The organism is Ectothiorhodospira sp. 9100 (assembly GCF_022227565.1).
Classification (GTDB): Bacteria; Pseudomonadota; Gammaproteobacteria; order Ectothiorhodospirales; family Ectothiorhodospiraceae; genus Ectothiorhodospira; species Ectothiorhodospira marina.
The window spans coordinates 21,929-40,722 of the sequence record NZ_JAJNAN010000027.1; the positions used below are offsets into that span (position 1 = coordinate 21,929).

The window sequence follows — 18,794 nt, forward strand, 5'->3', positions numbered from 1 at the left end:
ACCCATGCGCATAGAAACCCTGGCGACATGCCATAACCGACGTGAGAAGACCTTACAGGCGCTGGCGGACCTCCATGCTCAGGAGTTGCCGGAGGGTGTGACTATTGGGCACACCATCGTGGAAGATGGCAGCACTGATGGCACCAGCGAGGCGGTCAGAGAAGCGTTCCCGGAAGTGGAGATCATTCATGGTGACGGCGGCCTGTTCTGGGCAGGGGGTATGCGTTACGGGTGGAATGAGTCGGTGAACGGTAAGTCGTTCGACTATTTATTGGTCTATAACGACGACGTGAAGCTGAATTTTGACACCATAGCCCGCTTACTGAAGGCCAGCAATACATATTTGGGTGATGGTGGCAGCGGGGCGCATGTGGTGGTGGGAAGTTTCATGGATAACAAAGGGGATATAAGTTACGGTGGCGTGATCCGGAGTTCACGCTTGCATCCGCTTCGGTTTAAACAAGCAAAACCACCGGCCGAGAGGTATGCACTGGCGGATACTACGAACATGAATGCATGTTTGATATCAAAAGAAGCACTAGATTGCGTTGGGTTTCTGTCAGAATATTTTATCCATACTGGTGCAGATTATGATTACGGGTTGAAGCTCCGTGCTCATGGTGGCTCTGTGGTGATGGCCCCTGGATGTATCGGAGTTTGCAATAGGAATGAAGTTGAAGCTAGCTCAAGTGAGCAAGGAATATCGATTGGTGAAAGATATAGACGGCTGCTAGGGGTAAAAGAACAGCCGCTAGCGCAAAGAAAAGAATATTTCAAAAGATACGGGGGCAGGCTGTGGCCAGTATTTTTCTTGTTGCCATATTTTAGCCTACCCTTCAAGCATTATATGTGGCGAAGAAAGAGCGTGCAAAAAACCACGGACAGCATCTGAATATATAATGAAAACTGCAGCAGAAAAACAAAAGTCAAACGGCCTACAAATCCGCCACGTCAGACCCAAAGACGTATTCAAGATATTTTTCACAACGGGCACCGCTTTGGCTGCGTTTGAGCTTTTGGTTTCTCCCCACCCCCACCATGCCAAAACCCTTGGCGTGTTCCCAGCTGTTCAGGCTGGGGGGTTGACCACAACACCGGCAGAAATTTACTTCATCTCCGGATTGGTTTTGTTTGGGGTGTTTTTTTTGGGCAGCCTTTCTCAATTCCCCAAAAAAGGAATTTACTTTGGGGTGGCGCCGAGTAGAGGCATGAATGCCCTTGCCTTTATATTTATAGTGGGCATAGTGTCTTCCGCTTTCGTGGGGTTATTTTTAGGTAACGACAACATTCTTGTTTTCGTTAGAGTTAACTTTTTTCTCCTGCTTGCATTATTGTTTTATTCATATCGGAGAGAAGTTTACAGCTGTCGGCAGTATGTTATTTTATTTGCGAGCCTGGTAGGGGTGTTTTACGCGTCAATTGTTGTGTTAGAATTTTTCAAATATTTGCCTTGGCTGCCGAGTTTTTTAGTTTACAGCAATAATTCATCAGACCTTTGGTTTGGGTTGTACTTTACGGCATTTGCGTTGATTTATTCGCTAAGTAGATTATTGACCGGAAAAGCTTCTCTTTTTTATATTATTGTTTTTTTGTTGTCTCTAACTGCGCTCGCTATCAGAATCACTAACAAGCCTGTGATTCTTTCAGCTTTTGTTGGTGTATTAGTGGTAGTGTTGGTTGCTGTGTCGATAAGCAAGAAAAGCGTCTTGCGATTTATGGTCGCGGCTTCACTGTTTTCTTTTTTGTCTGTTGCCTTGTTTAGCTATGGTGATTTTAAAGCCAACTTCTACAGTACATTCGCTGAGCGATTTTATAAAATAGAATTATCTAATGAACAGGCCTCCGAGATCAGTTTTTTGCAACTTATTGGTTTGGCCGAACAAATCGAATTTGGAACTGGAGCAGATGTGTCTGCTGGGCGCTTCGCGATATGGTCTGCTTATTTCCTAGGCGGGCTAGAATATCCACTAATTAGCCCTAATTTTGGTGGGGATGAACCCGTAGCTCAATCAAGAGGTAGAGAATTTCAGCGAGCGGCTCATAACTCGATTGCCCATTATGCGTACCATGTTGGATACCCGGCCGCAATTGCACTTCTTCTTTTGATTTTTTGGTTTCTTGTGTTCGGCTGGAAAAAAATTAAAACGATGAAGCGAGGGCGTGATGATTCAGAGATAGTGGCATTTTATGCTTATACTGTTTCGATTATTGCAGTTGAGATGGTAGGAGGGCCAATCTTGTCAAGTCCTACATTTACTTGGTTTTTCTTTTCGGTTTTGGTTGTTTTTTTATTTAGCGCGGAGAATCTGGGAGCCAATGCTGTATTCGAAAGCAAAATTCGTCAGTCTGTTGCTCCCTCGCTGTGAGAAAAGCTGTCGGGGCATCATGAATTTGATGATTACTGGAAGCCTCGTATATATTGGGTCTATTATGAGTCTTTTTGGATTTAGGCGAGGTGCGGAGTCAATATTAACGCGGCAATCAAACAAATCACTTGATTTCGTGTCTACTTTTCGCAAAATCAGCAACTTACCGGAATGCGACGGATATGAATGGTCGCCGGGTTAATAGCATGAAGTATTCGTTGGTTATTCCGCACTTTGGCGATCCATGGCGGCTGGAGCGGTTATTGCGGACAGTGCCCATTAGCCGAGATGACGTCGAAGTCATTGTGGTCGATGATTGTAGCCCGGACCAATCGACGCTTGCCTTAGCAAAGGCGCGTTGGCCTGGGGTAAGCTGGTTATTCACACCCCAAAACAGTGGAGCCGGAGCTGCACGCAATGTAGGCCTCGCTCACGCCCAGGGAGAGTACCTCGTGTTCGCTGATTCCGACGACGAGTTTCTTCCAGGGGCGTTTGATTTTTTCGATGAGCATGTTCGAGCCGGTGACGAAGTCGTTTACTTTCTTGCTGATGCGGTACAAGAAGTCGACGGCTCACCGTCGAACCGAGCGGTTCGGATGAACGAGCTTTGTCAGGCCTATTTCGTCGAACCGACCGAGGAAAGACTTGAAAGGCTGAAGCTTGGCCATGTGAACCCCATAGCAAAAGTCTACTCACATTTTTTTATTAAAAAAATTGCTGTGAAATTCGAGGAAATACCGTTAAGCAATGATGTGGCATTCAATGTGTTGGCGGCAGTGCAGGCAACGAATGTACGTGTGGCACCAAAGAAGGTTTACCGGATCTTTCGGCGTGAGGGAAGCCTAACCGTTAGTGAGGATGTCGACGTATTGTTGAAAAGAATGGAAACTCTAGGCCGGCTTAACCGCAACCTTGACGCTCTAGCTATTTCTAGCCGTATGCACGCCGGCGGTTTTCTCTACCGTGCTTTACAGCAAGGACCTTCGGTTTTCCTCCGCGTGGTTCGTGAAGCTCACTTAAACGGTTTGTTATGGCCGATATATCAACGGGTAACGGTACAGGAAGTCGTTGGCTTTGTCCGCAGACACGGGATTTCACGCAAAGAGCGTAACAACTTTTAGAAGTTGAGAATGAATATTTGTGGGCTCCACAGACGGCCGGGTGGCCGTGGATGATTGCCCACCCGGGGCTCCCACAGATCCGGACTTGCCCAATTAAGGCATCTAAAGGGAACCTCAATTAATTGCTTGCCGCCGCCAGTAAGCCATTGATTTTATTTGGTGAAAATTCCGGAAAATCGAATTAATAGAGGTTCCCTAAAGTGGACCCCATTGTCAAGGCAGAAAGGGCACGAGTTTAAGCAATAGCTTGGGGGGCGCTCGCAGCGGAACAGCGCTGCCCTGGTACTGCGGTTTCACTTGGTGGCGTCACAGCCGATGGGCGGGCCCCCTGTCGGTTTGTTGGCGCTTACTGGCGCTGCGCGATGAGACGGAGTGGGTGGAGTTGGTGGAGATGGGGTGGACCACGCTCGCTCCACCGAGTGTAGCAGATATTGCGCTTGAGATCCGCAGCGCATTGGGCCGCGTCGGGGGCAGGGGCAACCTTATGGCGATGGCAGTGCGGCCACGTGTATTGTTCAGCAATTGAGTAATCCGACCAAGGGAAATTGAGGCCATCGTGCGCATCACCTATCTACACCAGTACTTCAACACTCCCGAAATGTCCGGCGGCACCCGCTCCTACGAAATGGCGCGGCGCTTGGTTTCCATGGGCCATGAAGCCAACATAATCACCTCGTGGCGTGAGGAAGATGGCAGAAAGGGCTGGTTCGAGACAGATGAGTCCGGCATCCGGGTGCATTGGTTGCCAGTGCCCTACTCCAACCACATGTCCTATGGTGATCGCATCCGTGCATTTTCCCGCTTTGCGCTTGGTAGTGCCCGAAAAGCCGCCTCTATCCCTTCGGACGTCATCTTCGCCACGAGCACGCCATTGACGATTGCTCTGCCCGGCGTCTACGCGTCACGTCGTCGCAAAGTGCCCATGGTGTTCGAGGTGCGCGATCTCTGGCCTGAGTTGCCCATCGCCATGGGGGCGCTGCGAAACCCCGTCCTTCGTTGGGGTGCTCAATGGCTCGAAAGGTATGCCTACCGTAACGCACGCTCCATTGTGGCGCTCTCTCCGGGCATGCAGGAGGGGGTGGAGCGAGCGGGCTTCCCAGCTGAGCGAATCGCGATGATCCCGAACAGTTGTGATTTGGCGCATTTCCGGCCGGATCCTTCACGTGGCAGGGCCTTTCGCGAGCAACATGGCATCCCTCAGGATTCGATCCTGGTAACTTACGGGGGGACGTTCGGGCGCATTAACGGTGTGGACTACCTGGCGCGGGTGGCTCACGAACTACTGGATGACGAGCGTTTCCACTTCCTGCTGGTCGGCGCTGGGCAGGAGAGGCAAAAGGTGGAGGTGCTGGCTTCCGAAATGAGATTACTAGGCCGCAGACTGACGCTCTTACCCAAGGTAACGAAGCTGGAAATGGCGGAAGTCCTTGCGGCCACGGATATCGCCACGTCATTGTTCATTCCGTTGCCCGAAATGGAGGCGAACTCGGCCAACAAGTTCTTCGATGGTTTGGCGGCTGGGTGCAGTATGGCCGTGAACTACGGAGGCTGGCACCAGGAGCTACTCGAGTCATCCGGCGCCGGCATCCGTCTCGACAGAGACCCAAAGCTCGCAGCCAGAACTTTGCAGGAGTATGCCGGTGACAGAGAGCGCATTGCTCAAGCGGGCGAAAGGGCGAGAGTCTTGGCCGAGGAGCGGTTCTCTCGTGACCTGCTGGCCCAGGAGCTGGAGCAGGTTTTGGTCTCGGCGGTGAAGGAGCCTCGGTCATGATCGCCCGAGGACCAGGATATCGCGGCAGAGCGCCCTTTCCATGTGCGGACGTCCTATCGGCCGCCCGGTTTGTATCCAGTCGGCTGCGTGGATGCTCTGGTAGGGTACATCGGGATGTGGGAGGAGATTAAATGGAACGCCTCGCCTATCTGATCAAGCAGCGTTTCCCCAGCGTGTTCCGCGGTGTCGAGGCGCTGGCCCGGGCGGTGACTGGCACACGGTTTGGGCGGAGTCGGTCACGGGCGCTGGCAGTTGCGCGTGTCGATGGGTCTGTGGGTGATCAGGTTGCTCTTATGCGACCATTGGGAGAAGGGGATGCGGCATCTCTGGCGGATTTTCTGGGGCGGATGCCTGAGTCGCATCTGCGTTTTTTTCGGCCTCATGGGTTCGATCTTTCCGAGCTGGAGCGAGTGCTGCGCTCCCGGGCCTTCATGACCTATGGGCTGTTTATTGATGATGACTTAGTGGCTTATGCCTTGTTGAAGCTTTCGCCAACGGGGTCTGCCTTCATTGGACTGATGGTGGTACCTGGTCACACAGGTCGAGGCTTGGGGCGTTTCCTTGTAGGTTTCCTGTATTGGCAGGCTTCGATGGCCGGTTTGCGTGCCCGGTCCACCATCAGCCGTCACAATGCCGCCTCATTGAAGTCCCATGAGGCGGTGAGCCCGTATCGCGTGGTTGGCGAACTTCCCAACGACTATCTCATGATCGAATTCCCGCCCGGCAGTCTGGAACCACCCAGACTGGATGTTTGAGCGCGCGCTCTCCGAATACATGGGGCCGTGTTGGCCCTGTAACTGGACCACTGAGTGGCCGATCACTGCAACTGAACATTCAATGACACACCTACAAACTGCCCCCGGGGGCCTCTCCCCCACCCAGGCCGCGCTCAAGCGCGGCTTTGACGTTTTGGGCGCGGCATTGGGCCTCGCCCTCACCTTTTGGCTGATCGCCCTGGCGTGGCTGGCGGCCACGCTGGACACCCGCGCCAATGGCTTTTTCACCCAGCAGCGGGTGGGTCGGGATGGGCGGCTGTTCCGGGTGATCAAGTTGCGGACCATGCGAGTGGATCCCTCTCTGAGCACCACCGTGACCACGGCGGGCGATGCCCGCATCACACGGCTGGGGCGGGTGCTGCGACGCTTGAAGCTGGATGAGTTGCCCCAGTTGATCAATGTGCTGCTCGGTCACATGAGCTTTGTGGGGCCACGGCCGGATGTGCCGGGGTTTGCCGATGCCCTGGTGGGGGATGATCGGCTGGTTCTGAGCGTACGCCCTGGTATCACCGGGCCGGCCACGCTCAAGTATCGGGATGAGGAAACCTTGCTGGCCGGGGTGGATGATCCCGAGCGCTATAACCGGGAGGTGATCTTCCCCGATAAAGTACGATTGAACCGGGAATATGTGCAGCAGTGGTCCTTCTTCAAGGATCTTCAGTACATCTGGCAAACAGTAATGGGAACGAGGGGCGCTTGAGTGTCTGCCTGGCCACGATTTGAACAGGATGAGAGGGATGCCGTGCAGCAGGTGCTGCAGTCGGGTCGCGTGAATTACTGGAACGGTGAGGAAGGCCGTGCCTTTGAGCGGGAGTTCGCCGCCTTCCACGGGGCACCCTACGGCGTGGCCCTGGCCAATGGCACGCTGGCGCTGGAACTGGCGCTCCATGCCCTGGGCGTGGGGCCTGGGGATGAAGTGGTGGTGAGTCCGCGCAGTTTCATGGCGTCGGCTTCGAGCATCGTGATGCGCGGCGCACGCCCCGTGTTTGCGGATGTGGATCGTGCGTCGGGCAATATCACGCCCGAATCGGTGCAGGCGGTGCTTTCGCCCCGCACCCGCGCGATCCTGGCCGTTCACCTGGCCGGCTGGCCCTGTGACATGGATGGCCTGCGGGCATTGGCCGATGCCCATGGGCTGTGGCTGATCGAGGATTGCGCTCAGGCGCATGGGGCCACTTGGCGGGGGCGTCCTGTGGGGAGCCTGGGGGATGCGGCGGCCTTTTCCTTTTGTACCGACAAGATCATGTCCACCGGTGGTGAGGGGGGCATGTTGTTGCTGCAGGATGAAAAGGCCTGGCGTCGGGCCTGGAGTTACAAGGATCACGGCAAGGACTGGGATGCGGTGTACCACACCGATCACCCGCCGGGGTTTCGTTGGCTGCACCATTCGTTTGGCACCAATTGGCGGCTCACGGAGATGCAGTCGGCCATTGGTCGGGTGCAGTTGAAAAAGCTGCCGGACTGGTTGGCGCGACGGCGGGCCAATGTGGCTATCCTGCAGGAGGGGTTACGGGACATCCCCTGGCTTCGGGTGCCGGTACCACCGCCCGAGGTGGGGCATGCCTGCTACAAGTTCTATGCCTTTGTGCGCCCTGAGGCCTTGCCATCGGGCTGGGACCGGGATCGTGTGGTGAGTGAGTGCCAGGCGCAGGGCGTGAGTTGTCTGCAGGGTGGGTGCAGCGAGATGTATCGGGAAAAGGCTTTCGACGGCTATGACGCCAGGCCCCCCGAGCGATTGCCGGTGGCCCGGGAACTGGGAGAGACCAGCCTGATGTTTCTGGTGGATCACACCCTGGGGGATCGGGATATGGCGGCGGTGGTGAGGGTGATGAAAGGGATTTGAGGTAAAGAAGGTAAAGGGGACGGACACCTTTTCCCCTGCCCTCACCACGAACCGCTGCCTCGCAAGCAGGACGGCGGGCTGGACTGGCCAGGGGTGACTGCGATTCTTGTGCTTGCGGTGGAGGATACTCATGGTTGAAGTGCAAGAGGTGAATTTCATGCCCGATTACTCGGTCCCCCCCGGCGAGATCCTGGAGGAGTACCTGGAATCCGCAAGCATGACTCAGGCAGAACTGGCTCAGCGGACAGGATTGGCTGCGAAAACCGTCAACCAGATCATTCAGGGAAAGGCCGCTTTGACTCAGGATACCGCTCTGAGACTGGAACCTGTACTGGGGCGACCTGCCCATTTCTGGAACCAGCTGGAAGCTGAACATCAGGAGTTCCTGGCCAGGGCGCGCGCAGCTGAGAGGGAGCGTGAACAACTGGAGTGGCTGAAGCGCTTTCCTATAAAAAGGATGCAAGAGCTTGGCTGGGTATCGCGCCAAAAGGACAGACGGGCCCAGTTGCATGCGCTGCTGCAGTTCTTTGGGGTGCATTCTTCCTGCCAGTGGGCCGAGGTGTGGGAACACCATCAGGTGGCATATCGGCAATCACAGCGATTCAAAGCCGAGGCCGAAGCGGTTTCGGCCTGGTTAAGGCAGGGGGAGCGGCAAGGGCACGCCAAGGCTTGCGCTCTTTATGATGCGACGGCATTTCGTAACCTTTTGAAGGATATCCGCGGGCTCACTCGGGAATCCCCGGAGGTCTTTCAACCACAGCTTGAGGAACGCTGCGCAGCGGTGGGGGTGGCCGTGGAGTTTGTCCCCTCGCTCCCCGGAACGCGGATAAGCGGGGCCACCCGCTGGTTAACTCCAGCCAAAGCCCTGATCCAACTCTCATTGCGGTATCGCAGTGACGATCAACTCTGGTTTTCCTTCTTCCACGAGGCTGGCCATGTCCTTTTGCACGGCAAGCGTGCGGTGTTCGTCGAGGGCGGCAACGGGCTGGATGAGCAAAAGGAGAATGAGGCTAACCGCTTCGCGGCCGATATGCTCATTCCGCCCCGTGAGTGGCAGAGCTTTGTGGATTCGGGCCAACCTGCATTGGCGCAAGTACGTGGCTTTGCGGATCAGTTGGGTGTCGCCCCTGGCATTGTCGTGGGCCGCTTACAGCACGAGGGAGTCGTGGGCTGGGAGTGGGGGAATGGCCTGAAGCAGCGTTTCCAGTGGGATCACGAATGAGCCCGGCATAAAGGGGACAGACACCTTTTTCCTGTCTTGACGATGGGGTCTACTTCACCGCAGTCTGGCCCCGTGGGAGGCGAGCTCCTTGAAGAAGGCTGGGTTGTCCTGGATCGTTGCCAGTACCTTGGCAGCCAGACCGGTGGGGTTACGGCATTTGGCTTCCCAGCTCTTGATTGTGTCAACACTGGTGCCCATGGCCTCGGCAAATTCTATCTGAGAAACGTGCAGCTTGGCCCGGATCGCCTTCACGTCCGCCACCTCATGGCCTGTTACACGGCTGGCTTTGGCCTTGCCCTGCTTGATATCAACCGCTTCCTGCAGTGATTCCTGGAGTTCGTCGAAGATGCTCATTCGGAGACTTCTCCCATGAACTACCATCCCTAAACCGCTTGAGCGGTTGTAGGCATGGTTTCCGGTTTCGCTGATCTGTGCGCGGAAGGGTTTAAAGGGGACAGACACCTTTTCTCACTGACGAGACGAGTCGTCCCCGAAAACTTGGCCCACGTTTTCGGCGGTCAGAATCCGATCTAGCCACTGCTCCAGCTCGGCCTCGCTGGCCTGCTCCACTTGCTTTTCATGATGGGCCTTGGCCTGGGCGCCAAACTTCCGTTCAATCAGGCGCAGCAGCGTATTGGCCTCACCCTTCAGGAAACCTTGCTCAATGCCTTGCTGCATACCCTGCTGAATACCCTGCTGAATACCCTGCTGAATGCCTTGCTGAATACCTTTTTGGAGCCCCTTGGCTTCGCCACGATCCATCCATTCTTGCGCCAGTGACATGGTCAACGCCTCCACGAGGTGGGGTTTGGCTTCGCCCACCCCTTGTTTGAATTCACTTTCGGTGATTTTGTGCACCCGCACGATGTAAAGCAAGATCTGCTGGGTGAGCGGGTGGTTGTCGGGGAGGTCCCGTAGCAGTTGGGCCAGTTTTTCCGGCTTCAGGCCCTCGACAAAGGCCCAGGCCAGCGCAGCCAGCCCCGCTCGGAGCAGGGGATGACTGGGCATATAAAGGGGACGGACACCTTTTTCCATGGATATGATCAAACCTCTCATCGCTGCCTTCATCATGCTTTGCCCCTGGCGGCCTTGCTGGGTCTGCTGGGTGGGTTGTTATGGTGGACGGGTCGGTATCTGGCGGGCCGCATCCTTGTCATCGGCGCGCTGGTGGGGCTGCTGGTTGCATCCTGGGGGCCGGTGGCTGAGGGGCTGCTGTCACCTCTGGAATCCCGCTATCCACCGATAACCGATCCGGCTTCGCTGGAGGCGGTGGCGGCTGTGGTGGTGCTGGGGGGTGGATGGAATCCGGATGGCCGGGGGCCGGCATCCATACGATTGAACGAGAGTTCGGCGCAGCGTCTGCTGGAGGGGGTGCGCCTGGTGCAGGCCTTGCCGGATGCCCGGTTGCTGGTGAGCGGGGCCAGTCGGGATCCTACCCAGGCGCCGGTGGCGTGGGGGTATGCTCAGGCGGCCAGGGAGTTGGGGGTGGCGGCGTCTCGTGTCGTGATGCTGGATACGCCGGTGGATACCGCCCAGGAGGCGTATGCCGTGCGGGATGTGCTGGCGCCGGGGGAGCGTTTTCTGCTGGTGACTTCAGCTTCGCACATGCCCCGATCGGTGCGGCATTTTCAGCGGGCGGGGCTGGAGCCGATTCCGGCCCCTACCCGTTTCAAGACCGGCAACCGTTCCGGTTCGATGCTGGCCTTCTGGCTGCCTTCCGCCCAGCATTTGCGCAAGACGGAGCGGGCGTTGTACGAATACATGGGCCTGGTGGCCCTGGAATGGGATCATTAAGGGGACAGACACCTTTTGGCCTGGACAAGCAGTCGCGCGTGGGTGGATAGTATGGCTTGGAGAAAAAACAGACTGAGTTAGCAGGGGGAGCCCGCCATGCATATTCAGAAGACAAAAACCCTGATCGACAAGCTTCAGCAACTTCCCCCGGAGCGTATTGGGGAAGTGGAGGACTTCATTGATTTTTTACGCAGTCGTGGTTATGGCAGACGCCAAACAACAGAGACGCTGCAGGATTTCCCGGTGGACCACATTGATCACTGGCCGGAGGATTTAGGTCTGAGCCGCGACGATCTCTACGGCGACGATGGACGATAACGCGCTTTTTATTGATACCAATGTGCTGGTCTATGCCAATATTGCAGAAGCACCAATTCACTCGCAGGCACTGGCCAAGCTGGGAAATGCTCATCATCAGGGACGGCCCCTATGGATAAGCCGACAAGTATTGAGGGAGTTCGCCGCCGTGCGATCACGCTCCCAGCCTTTCGCTCAAGCCGCTACTCCTGAAATTATCGTGCAGCGATTGCGCTACTTCATGGATCACTTTGAAGTCGCCGACGATACAAGCTTGGTATCAGAGCATCTGCTAACCCTCATGGCCGAATTGCCCATAGGTGGCAAACAGATTCACGATGCCAACATTGTTGCCACCATGATGGCCGCTGGAATCCCTGCCTTGCTCACGCATAACGTGAAAGATTTCAAGCGGTTTGAAAAGTACATCAGGATAGAAACTCTGGTTTAAAGGGGACAGACACCTTTTCTCACTGTCGAGACGAGTCGTCCCCGAAGACTTGACCCACGTTTTCGGCCGTCAGAATCCGGTCTAGCCACTGCTCCAGCTCGGCCTCGCTGGCCTGCTCCACTTGCTTTTCATGATGGGCCTTGGCCTGGGCGCCAAACTTCCGTTCAATCTGGCGCAGCAGCGTATTGGCCTCGCCCTTCAGGAAACCTTGCTGAATGCCTTGCTGAATACCTTTTTGGAGCCCCTTGGCTTCGCCACGATCCATCCATTCTTGCGCCAGTGACATGGTTAACGCCTCCACGAGGTGGGGTTTGGCTTCGCCCACCCCTTGTTTGAATTCACTCCTATCTCCCAACCGCTCACCGCACTGACGTAAATCTGATTGCCACCCTCTGCCAGGTGAGCGCGTGTGTGGGGCCCTAAACGAGGATGATCCGCCAGCCACCACAGCAGAACATGTGTGTCCAGCAGTAAACGTTTCATCCCCCGCCCTCGAATGCGCTGATCACCTCTGCCGGCGTATCCTCGAAATCATCGCTCATCCTGATTGATCCGGCCAGGCGGCCTGGTTTACGCACCGTCACTGCCTGATGATAGGGTCGCAATTCCACGCAGGGCTTGCCCGCCTTCGCTATGATGACCGTCTCCCCCTTCTGAGCAAGGTCGGCCAGTTGCGATAGCCTCGATTTTGCTTCGTGCATGTTGACCTGCATGGCTTCACCTGATTACCCGAAAGACAATGTTAGCTAAGTCTAGCTTGGCAGCATGGGCGGTAAAAGGGGACAGACACCTTTTCCTTGGGGAAAAGGTGTCTGTCCCCTTTTACCGCCCTTTAACCCGCTTATACTGACCCCATGCCACGATTCTTCAACAACGCCGGTCCCACTGTTCCGACTGATCACTATGCCATTGATCCGCTCAGTCGCATTGACTGGGAGGAGTTGCAGGCGCTGATCGAGCAAAAGCGCTATTTCGTGCTGCATGCCCCGCGTCAGACGGGCAAGACCACCACCTTGCTCACCATGATGGCGGCCCTGAATGCCCAGGGCCGTTACGCCTGTGCCTATGCCAATATCGAGGCGGCTCAGGCGGCGCGGGGGGATTCCACGATGGGCATCCGGGCCGCTTGCAGTGCCATCGGTCGCTCCATTGCGCTTTATCTGGGCAATGAGGGGCCGGATCGATGGCTGACTGCGCACCGGGATACCAGTGCCCAGGACCTGCTTGCCCGGTTGCTGGAGGCCTGGGCTGTGGACAGTGATCTGCCCACGGTGTTGTTCCTGGACGAGGTGGATGCCCTGGTGGGCGATACGCTGATCTCCCTGCTGCGGCAGATCCGTGCCGGTTACCCCCAGCGCCCGGGGGCCTTTCCGCAGAGCATCGTGCTGTGCGGGGTGCGTGATGTGCGGGACTATCGCATGCATCAGGAGGGGGCCCAGGTGATCACCGGGGGCAGTGCCTTCAACATCAAGGCCGAATCCCTGCGCATGGGCAACTTCACTGAGGCGGAATGTCGCACCCTCTGGCAGCAGCATACGGATGAGACGGGGCAGGTGTTCGATCCGGCCATTTTCCCGGAGCTATGGGAGGACACCCGCGGCCAGCCCTGGCTGGTGAATGCCCTGGGGTATGAGCTCACCTGGCGCTTCAGACCGGCCCGGGACCGCAGTCGTGCCCTGTCGCTGGAGGATTACCGGGCGGCCCGGGAGGCGTTGATCCAGTCGCGGGCCACGCATCTGGATCAGCTCACGGACAAGCTGCGTGAGCCGAGGGTGCATGCGGTGATGAATGCCCTGCTCTCCGGGCAGGAGGAGGATCTCCACGGCATTCAGCCGGATGATCAGCAGTATGTGGCGGATCTGGGCCTGATCGAAACCCACCCGCAGGTGCGCATCAGTAATCGGATCTACCGGGAGGTGATCCCGCGGGACCTGACCTGGATCATGCAGACTCGCATCCCCAACCAGGAGCAGCAGTGGTACATCACGCCGGATGGGCGGCTGGATACGCCCAAATTACTGCGCGCCTTCCAGCAATTCTTCCGTGAGCAGGCGGATAGCTGGATCGAGCGGTTCGACTACAAGGAGGCCGGCCCGCAGTTGCTGATGCAGGCGTTCTTGCAGCGAATCGTGAATGGTGGCGGCCGCATCAGCCGGGAATACGGGCTGGGCCGCAAGCGCACGGATCTGTTCATCGAATGGCCAACGGACTCGGCCCTGGGCTTTAACGGGCCGATGCAGCGGATCGTGGTTGAGTTGAAGCTGCAGCGAGGCACCCTGGAGACAGTCGTGGAAACCGGCCTTGCCCAAACAGCAGCCTATGCCGATCAAGTGGGTGCCGATGAGGCCCACCTGGTCATCTTCAACCGCGACCCCGCCGCAAGCTGGGATGCGCGGATCTGGGAGATGGAGCGAATCGAAGTCGGGCGGTTGATCAGGGTGTGGGGGGCCTAAAAAAGGGGACAGACCCCTTTTGTTATCGATCTTCCCTGCAGTGCCACAGGCGCAGCACGTAGATGATCGAACCTTGAATCTCGTAGCGGACCTCGTACTCTCCAACCCTGATCCGCCGCACCTCACGCGGATCGAACTGAAACAGCTGCTCGCCCATACGCGGGTTGGTGAGCAGGATGGTCGGGGCCTTGGTAAGCCCCTGCACCACCCGTGCGGCAGCCAGTGTGTTCACCGGGGCCAAGAATTCATACAACCGCGCCAGGTCGGAAAGCGCCTTGCTGGTCCATTTCAATTCCATCAGCGCGGCACTGGCAACTGCTCTTCAGTGCTCAGGCTGTCCGCCCACGCCTGCACGGCCTGGTGGTCAATGACCCGCCCGGCATCCACATCGGCCAACGCCTCCTGCGTCAGCCGGTCGCGTTCTTCCTCCTGAGTGACCCAGTTCGACAGCGCCTGTTTGATAATCCAGCCGCGCGAACGTTCAAGGCGGTCGGCCAACAGGTCAACCTTCTCAGCGAGGGCTACAGGCACGTGCGCCGTCAGCACGCGAGTTTCCGCTTTAGGCATGGTGTTTCCCATTGTGGAGGCAGTGATCTGTTTTGAATCTTAACGATTAATTATGATTTACTCAAGCGGCTGTAAAAAGGGGTCCTGAAAAGGGGACAGACCCCTTTTCCGACTCCTTTTCCCGCTAATCGCCAAGACCTGGAAACGCTCTGGGATTGAAAATATCTGTTCTCGTTTCAACAAGCTTTATCTGCCTGGCCGACTCATGGCGCGGATTGACCACCATGATTTCACCGAGGCCTGCAGGCACAGCGCAGCTCGGGACGATCAAGCCGAAGCCTGTTCCCTCTGCCAGCCAGTCATCGCCGAGCCTCTGCGTGGATTCGGGATGAGGAAACCGGGCCCAATCTTCAGGCCAGTGTTCCTGCTCCAAATAATCGATGGGTGCATCGTCCGGAATCTCGTACACACCAAGGCGATAAGATGGAGGCACCATTCTCGGGGTGACGGTGTAATTCGCCATCTCCAGCATGGCGACCGGCGCCGACAATGCAAAATACAGCACCGGCGTACCCGGGCGATTCCAGCGGGCTCCGTCTTTGTAGCTGCCACCCAGCCCGGTGTAGACCTCCAGGTATTTTTCCTTCGTGATGCGGAAAATCCGCATCAGCTGAAATCCCCGTGCTCGATCTTGTTCAGCACCTGCGAGATCCAGCGACGCCCCTCGAAGGTGTCGATCAGATTAATTGGGCGCTCGTCGCCCAGAGCCGGTACCGAACTTTTGAACCACTGCATCGCGAGGTCATACGACTCCCAGACCCCTGCTGCCTGGCGAAGCAACCGGACGGCATCCAGCACTTCCTCAGATGCTTCTTTGGATAGGGCTTTTCTTCGGTATACGCGGCTAAGGTTGCCTGAGTCGATGTTCAGAATTCCCAGAAAGGCTTCTCGCAGGCCCGTGGCCTCCACCACACTTTTAACCCAATCACCGGGAATGCCCTTGCGAGAGACATCGATAAACATTTTGCGACTGGAGAATACCTCTTCCGGAATTTTCCCCAGATTGTTTCTGACCACCTCACAAGGGGCAGCCAATGATGGGCGGTAGGCCCTCACCTTCCGGCCAGCGACGCTGACGCAACCTTCTTCTTTCTCTGTCTGAGTGACCATGGCTCACCTCACATCAATATGAGGTAAGCTTAGCATCACTTTGAGGTTTTCGGTTAAAGGGCGGTAAAAGGGGACAGACACCTTTTCCCAAAGGAAAAGGTGTCTGTCCCCTTTTACCAAAGGAAAAGGTGTCTGTCCCCTTTTACCGCCCTTTAACCCGCTTATACTGACCCCATGCCACGATTCTTCAACAACGCCGGCCCCACAGTTCCCGCTGATCACTATGCCATTGATCCGCTCAGTCGCATCGACTGGGAGGAGTTGCAGGCGCTGATCGAGCAAAAGCGCTATTTCGTGCTGCATGCCCCGCGTCAGACGGGCAAGACCACCACCTTGCTCACCATGATGGAAGCCTTGAATGCCCAGGGCCGTTACGCCTGTGCCTATGCCAATATTGAGGCGGCTCAGGCGGCGCGGGGGGAGGTTGAAAAGGGAGTACGCACGGTCTGCGATGTGTTGGTGGATGCTCTGGAACGGCAGCTTGGGAATGACCAGATCAAGGCCTGGTATCAGGCCAATCGTCGTGAGATCTCGTCGGAGCATTCGCTGACCAGTCTGTTGTCGCGCTGGGCTTCCCAGAGCACCCTTCCCACGGTGTTGTTCCTGGACGAGGTGGATGCCCTGGTGGGCGATACGTTGATCTCCCTGCTGCGGCAGATCCGTTCCGGTTACCCCCAGCGCCCGGGGGCCTTTCCGCAGAGCATCGTGCTGTGCGGGGTGCGTGATGTGCGGGACTATCGCATGCATCAGGAGGGGGCCCAGGTGATCACCGGGGGCAGTGCCTTCAACATCAAGGCTGAATCCCTGCGCATGGGCAACTTCACTGAGGCGGAGTGTCGCACCCTCTGGCAGCAGCACACGGATGAGACGGGCCAGGTGTTTGATCCGGCCATCTTTCCCGAGCTATGGGAAGACACCCGCGGCCAGCCCTGGCTGGTGAATGCCCTGGGCTATGAGCTCACCTGGCGCTTCAGACCGGCCCGGGATCGCCGTCGTGCCCTGTCGCTGGAGGATTACCGGGCGGCCCGGGAGGCGTTGATCCAGTCGCGGGCCACCCATCTGGATCAACTCACGGATAAGCTGCGTGAGCCAAGGGTGTGTCGTGTGGTCAGTGCCCTGCTGGCCAGCGAGGAGAGTGCGCTGCACTTGCCGATGGATGATCTTCAGTATGTGGAGGATCTAGGCCTGATCGAGCGCCGGCCGGTGCTGCGCATCAGTAATCAGATCTACCGGGAGGTGATCCCCCGCGAGCTGACCTGGGTGACCCAGGAGACCATGGTGGAACAGCAGGCGTGGTATCTCACCGAGGACCATCGCCTGGACATGCCGCGCCTTCTCAGGGGCTTTCAGCAATTCTTTCGGGAACATGCCGACAGCTGGATGGAGCGGTTCGACTACAAGGAGGCCGGCCCGCAGTTGCTGATGCAGGCGTTCTTGCAGCGGATCGTGAATGGTGGCGGCCGCATCAGCCGGGAATACGGGCTGGGCCGCAAGCGCACGGATCTGTTCATCGAATGGCCAACGGACTCGGCCCTGGGCTTTAACGGGCCGATGCAGCGGATCGTGGTTGAGTTGAAGCTGCAGCGGGGCGCCCTGGAGACAGTCGTGGAAACCGGCCTTGCCCAGACGGTAGCCTATGCGGATCAGGTGGGTGCGGATGAGGCCCACCTGGTGATCTTCAACCGCGACCCCACCGTGAGCTGGGAGGCGCGGATCTGGGAGATGGAGCGCGCCGATGCCGGCAGGGTGCTCGGGGTCTGGGGCGCATAAGGCGTAAAGGGGACAGACACCTTTTTCCGGGTGCAGGCCTGGCCATACACGCCGACGAGCATGCTACCGATGTCATTGCCGGCTACCCAGTGCGGTGCGCAGTCAACTTTCGGTTCGGGATAGCTCTGCCAAGGCGCTGACCACGATCTGGCAACGGTGTTTGCTGTTCATGACGCATGCCCTGGCCGTACAGAAGTGCAGTTCGTGGCTGCTGATGAGCACAAGCGTCAGGAGCACCATCAGAATGTCCACATCCTGCTCTTTTTCGATCCAGTCCCAGGCAGTGTCCGTCAATGCGAGATGTCGGGAGGCGCATTCACTGAACAAGAGGCGCCGAGTAACCGAGACCACAGCCCCCCCCAGGGAACAGGCCTTCTCATTGGTCAATTCTTTGACCGAAGTCCATGCGCGGTAAAGACTCTGGGCAAAGACGGGAAGGATGCTCTCATCCCCTTCGGATTCTTCTTCATCAGTACCCCCCTTCACCTCGTCGGCCTCTTCAGTGATGGAGGCCATGGTATCCTTGAGAGCGTTCAGTGAATCCAGGGAAGTGCGCTTTTGCTCTTCGAACCGGGCCAGCAGGCGCTCACCCTCATCGCTACCAAAAACCATTATCAGGGCCTGTTGAAGGGCCCCAGGCTCCAAGGCTCGCCGCTTGCTATGGTCACGGGATGATCCCTCCAGAAGTGTTCTGACCAAGAGGGCCTTGAGTGAGTGTGCCCCCTCCAGGTTCTGGATCACTTGCGTACCCCAGTAAGCCCCCTCACGAGTGCTGTCTACCGCTGCATCGGCTAGGGATTTCAGGATGTCTTCGGGCTCCAATTGCGGGCCTGATGGGGATGTGCAGGCCATTGCAAACATGTCCTTCAGGTCTGCTGTCGCCTCGAACCATTCGATGCAGGCTTCCGTAGCCCGCGCGGACCCAGGGGGGAATTCCTGGAGGTGCGCCAGGAACCACTCCCGGGCCAACTCCCATTGGTTATGAGCCACGAGCCCCTTCAGTAATTGCGATGTGGCATCTCCGGAGGGCCTGTACACACGGGTGAATTTCTCCAGCCTCTCGATACCTCCCTGTTTACGCATGATTTTTTCGAGGAGGCGCTGGGCGTCGGTCAAGATGGGGAGAGGGACTTTTTCACCTAGATGTTCCCGGATATAATCCTGGGCTCGACGACCCTGCGATGCATCAATGTCTCCATATGCAATGGCGAAATCAGGGAAGCGGTGCTCGGCAAGCATGGCAACCGACTGCG

The 18,794-nt window shown here is 57.1% G+C and carries 22 protein-coding genes; 13 read left to right on the top strand and 9 right to left on the bottom strand.

The window, feature by feature from the left end; translation table 11 throughout:
- Window positions 1-4: 4 nt before the first annotated feature.
- The 8 genes from LPW29_RS09695 (at window position 5) to LPW29_RS09730 (ending at window position 9,099) form a co-directional block, all read left to right on the top strand.
- On the top strand, window positions 5-892 hold the full coding sequence (locus tag LPW29_RS09695) for a glycosyltransferase family 2 protein (RefSeq protein WP_238627833.1): 888 nt from the start codon (window positions 5-7) through the stop codon (window positions 890-892).
- Between the two features lie 7 nt (window positions 893-899).
- Entirely contained in the window at window positions 900-2,366 is a 1,467-nt protein-coding gene (locus tag LPW29_RS09700) for a hypothetical protein (RefSeq protein WP_238627834.1), read from the top strand.
- A gap of 206 nt (window positions 2,367-2,572) precedes the next feature.
- Window positions 2,573-3,487, top strand: a complete 915-nt coding sequence (locus LPW29_RS09705) for a glycosyltransferase family 2 protein (RefSeq protein WP_238627835.1) — start codon at window positions 2,573-2,575, stop codon at window positions 3,485-3,487.
- A 556-nt stretch (window positions 3,488-4,043) separates the two neighbouring features.
- Window positions 4,044-5,258 (top strand): glycosyltransferase family 4 protein, encoded by a 1,215-nt coding sequence (locus LPW29_RS09710; protein ID WP_238627836.1) that lies wholly within the window; start codon window positions 4,044-4,046, stop codon window positions 5,256-5,258.
- Between the two features lie 131 nt (window positions 5,259-5,389).
- Window positions 5,390-6,013, top strand: a complete 624-nt coding sequence (locus tag LPW29_RS09715; protein ID WP_238627837.1) for a GNAT family N-acetyltransferase — start codon at window positions 5,390-5,392, stop codon at window positions 6,011-6,013.
- 82 nt (window positions 6,014-6,095) lie between these two features.
- Entirely contained in the window at window positions 6,096-6,734 is a 639-nt protein-coding gene (locus LPW29_RS09720; protein WP_238627838.1) for a sugar transferase, read from the top strand.
- A complete protein-coding gene (locus LPW29_RS09725; RefSeq protein ID WP_238627839.1) occupies window positions 6,735-7,877 on the top strand; it encodes a DegT/DnrJ/EryC1/StrS family aminotransferase in 1,143 nt (380 codons plus the stop codon).
- Between the two features lie 130 nt (window positions 7,878-8,007).
- Window positions 8,008-9,099 (top strand): HigA family addiction module antitoxin, encoded by a 1,092-nt coding sequence (locus tag LPW29_RS09730; RefSeq protein ID WP_238627840.1) that lies wholly within the window; start codon window positions 8,008-8,010, stop codon window positions 9,097-9,099.
- 54 nt (window positions 9,100-9,153) lie between these two features.
- Here the strand turns inward: LPW29_RS09730 and nadS are convergent, their stop codons facing one another.
- Both nadS and LPW29_RS09740 read right to left on the bottom strand, forming a co-directional pair.
- Window positions 9,154-9,453, bottom strand: a complete 300-nt coding sequence (nadS, locus tag LPW29_RS09735) for a NadS family protein (RefSeq protein ID WP_238627841.1) — start codon at window positions 9,451-9,453, stop codon at window positions 9,154-9,156.
- A 114-nt stretch (window positions 9,454-9,567) separates the two neighbouring features.
- Window positions 9,568-10,170 carry a hypothetical protein gene (locus LPW29_RS09740; protein WP_238627842.1) on the bottom strand — a complete coding sequence of 201 codons (603 nt, stop codon included), beginning with the start codon at window positions 10,168-10,170 and terminating at the stop codon, window positions 9,568-9,570.
- 3 nt (window positions 10,171-10,173) lie between these two features.
- Here LPW29_RS09740 and LPW29_RS09745 point away from each other — a divergent pair, with 3 nt between their 5' ends.
- The 3 genes from LPW29_RS09745 (at window position 10,174) to LPW29_RS09755 (ending at window position 11,641) form a co-directional block, all read left to right on the top strand.
- On the top strand, window positions 10,174-10,893 hold the full coding sequence (locus tag LPW29_RS09745; RefSeq protein WP_274520324.1) for an ElyC/SanA/YdcF family protein: 720 nt from the start codon (window positions 10,174-10,176) through the stop codon (window positions 10,891-10,893).
- Window positions 10,894-10,989: 96 nt separating this feature from the next.
- Window positions 10,990-11,211 (top strand): DUF2281 domain-containing protein, encoded by a 222-nt coding sequence (locus LPW29_RS09750; protein WP_238627843.1) that lies wholly within the window; start codon window positions 10,990-10,992, stop codon window positions 11,209-11,211.
- Window positions 11,201-11,641, top strand: coding sequence for a type II toxin-antitoxin system VapC family toxin (locus LPW29_RS09755; RefSeq protein ID WP_238627844.1), 441 nt, complete (start codon window positions 11,201-11,203; stop codon window positions 11,639-11,641). Before LPW29_RS09750 ends, LPW29_RS09755 begins: the two co-directional genes overlap by 11 nt.
- Before the next feature lie 19 nt (window positions 11,642-11,660).
- Here the strand turns inward: LPW29_RS09755 and LPW29_RS09760 are convergent, their stop codons facing one another.
- Window positions 11,661-11,927, bottom strand: a complete 267-nt coding sequence (locus tag LPW29_RS09760; RefSeq protein ID WP_238627845.1) for a hypothetical protein — start codon at window positions 11,925-11,927, stop codon at window positions 11,661-11,663.
- 193 nt (window positions 11,928-12,120) lie between these two features.
- Entirely contained in the window at window positions 12,121-12,354 is a 234-nt protein-coding gene (locus tag LPW29_RS09765) for a type II toxin-antitoxin system Phd/YefM family antitoxin (RefSeq protein WP_238627846.1), read from the bottom strand.
- Between the two features lie 141 nt (window positions 12,355-12,495).
- Here LPW29_RS09765 and LPW29_RS09770 point away from each other — a divergent pair, with 141 nt between their 5' ends.
- On the top strand, window positions 12,496-14,094 hold the full coding sequence (locus LPW29_RS09770; RefSeq protein ID WP_238627847.1) for an ATP-binding protein: 1,599 nt from the start codon (window positions 12,496-12,498) through the stop codon (window positions 14,092-14,094).
- A gap of 22 nt (window positions 14,095-14,116) precedes the next feature.
- On the opposite strand, the gene LPW29_RS09775 is transcribed toward LPW29_RS09770, so the two are convergent.
- The 4 genes from LPW29_RS09775 to LPW29_RS09790 form a co-directional block, all read right to left on the bottom strand.
- The gene (locus LPW29_RS09775) at window positions 14,117-14,392 is read right to left on the bottom strand and encodes a type II toxin-antitoxin system RelE/ParE family toxin (protein WP_238627848.1); all 276 of its coding nucleotides are present in this window, start codon (window positions 14,390-14,392) and stop codon (window positions 14,117-14,119) included.
- Entirely contained in the window at window positions 14,392-14,661 is a 270-nt protein-coding gene (locus tag LPW29_RS09780; RefSeq protein WP_238627849.1) for a CopG family ribbon-helix-helix protein, read from the bottom strand. Before LPW29_RS09780 ends, LPW29_RS09775 begins: the two co-directional genes overlap by 1 nt.
- A gap of 124 nt (window positions 14,662-14,785) precedes the next feature.
- Window positions 14,786-15,268: an RES family NAD+ phosphorylase gene (locus LPW29_RS09785; RefSeq protein ID WP_238627850.1), complete on the bottom strand. Its 483-nt coding sequence runs from the start codon at window positions 15,266-15,268 to the stop codon at window positions 14,786-14,788.
- A complete protein-coding gene (locus LPW29_RS09790; protein ID WP_238627851.1) occupies window positions 15,268-15,771 on the bottom strand; it encodes an antitoxin Xre/MbcA/ParS toxin-binding domain-containing protein in 504 nt (167 codons plus the stop codon). The genes LPW29_RS09785 and LPW29_RS09790 overlap by 1 nt, the downstream gene beginning before the upstream one ends.
- A gap of 174 nt (window positions 15,772-15,945) precedes the next feature.
- Between LPW29_RS09790 and LPW29_RS09795 the strand changes: the two genes are divergently transcribed.
- Window positions 15,946-17,541, top strand: a complete 1,596-nt coding sequence (locus LPW29_RS09795; RefSeq protein ID WP_238627852.1) for an AAA family ATPase — start codon at window positions 15,946-15,948, stop codon at window positions 17,539-17,541.
- Between the two features lie 102 nt (window positions 17,542-17,643).
- Here the strand turns inward: LPW29_RS09795 and LPW29_RS09800 are convergent, their stop codons facing one another.
- Window positions 17,644-18,624, bottom strand: a complete 981-nt coding sequence (locus LPW29_RS09800) for a hypothetical protein (RefSeq protein WP_238627853.1) — start codon at window positions 18,622-18,624, stop codon at window positions 17,644-17,646.
- Window positions 18,625-18,794 lie beyond the last annotated feature (170 nt).

Excerpts from the sequence above, each read along its gene's own strand:
- LPW29_RS09695 (WP_238627833.1), top strand. The coding sequence starts at position 5 with ATGCGCATAGAAACCCTGGCGACATGCCATAACCGACGTGAGAAGACC.
- LPW29_RS09700 (WP_238627834.1), top strand. The coding sequence starts at position 900 with ATGAAAACTGCAGCAGAAAAACAAAAGTCAAACGGCCTACAAATCCGC.
- LPW29_RS09705 (WP_238627835.1), top strand. The coding sequence starts at position 2,573 with ATGAAGTATTCGTTGGTTATTCCGCACTTTGGCGATCCATGGCGGCTG.
- LPW29_RS09715 (WP_238627837.1), top strand. The coding sequence starts at position 5,390 with ATGGAACGCCTCGCCTATCTGATCAAGCAGCGTTTCCCCAGCGTGTTC.
- LPW29_RS09720 (WP_238627838.1), top strand. The coding sequence starts at position 6,096 with ATGACACACCTACAAACTGCCCCCGGGGGCCTCTCCCCCACCCAGGCC.
- LPW29_RS09730 (WP_238627840.1), top strand. The coding sequence starts at position 8,008 with ATGGTTGAAGTGCAAGAGGTGAATTTCATGCCCGATTACTCGGTCCCC.
- nadS (WP_238627841.1), bottom strand. The coding sequence starts at position 9,453 with ATGAGCATCTTCGACGAACTCCAGGAATCACTGCAGGAAGCGGTTGAT.
- LPW29_RS09740 (WP_238627842.1), bottom strand. The coding sequence starts at position 10,170 with ATGATGAAGGCAGCGATGAGAGGTTTGATCATATCCATGGAAAAAGGT.
- LPW29_RS09750 (WP_238627843.1), top strand. The coding sequence starts at position 10,990 with ATGCATATTCAGAAGACAAAAACCCTGATCGACAAGCTTCAGCAACTT.
- LPW29_RS09755 (WP_238627844.1), top strand. The coding sequence starts at position 11,201 with ATGGACGATAACGCGCTTTTTATTGATACCAATGTGCTGGTCTATGCC.
- LPW29_RS09760 (WP_238627845.1), bottom strand. The coding sequence starts at position 11,927 with ATGTCACTGGCGCAAGAATGGATGGATCGTGGCGAAGCCAAGGGGCTC.
- LPW29_RS09765 (WP_238627846.1), bottom strand. The coding sequence starts at position 12,354 with ATGCAGGTCAACATGCACGAAGCAAAATCGAGGCTATCGCAACTGGCC.
- LPW29_RS09770 (WP_238627847.1), top strand. The coding sequence starts at position 12,496 with ATGCCACGATTCTTCAACAACGCCGGTCCCACTGTTCCGACTGATCAC.
- LPW29_RS09775 (WP_238627848.1), bottom strand. The coding sequence starts at position 14,392 with ATGGAATTGAAATGGACCAGCAAGGCGCTTTCCGACCTGGCGCGGTTG.
- LPW29_RS09780 (WP_238627849.1), bottom strand. The coding sequence starts at position 14,661 with ATGCCTAAAGCGGAAACTCGCGTGCTGACGGCGCACGTGCCTGTAGCC.
- LPW29_RS09785 (WP_238627850.1), bottom strand. The coding sequence starts at position 15,268 with ATGCGGATTTTCCGCATCACGAAGGAAAAATACCTGGAGGTCTACACC.
- LPW29_RS09790 (WP_238627851.1), bottom strand. The coding sequence starts at position 15,771 with ATGGTCACTCAGACAGAGAAAGAAGAAGGTTGCGTCAGCGTCGCTGGC.
- LPW29_RS09795 (WP_238627852.1), top strand. The coding sequence starts at position 15,946 with ATGCCACGATTCTTCAACAACGCCGGCCCCACAGTTCCCGCTGATCAC.
- LPW29_RS09800 (WP_238627853.1), bottom strand. The coding sequence starts at position 18,624 with ATGCGTAAACAGGGAGGTATCGAGAGGCTGGAGAAATTCACCCGTGTG.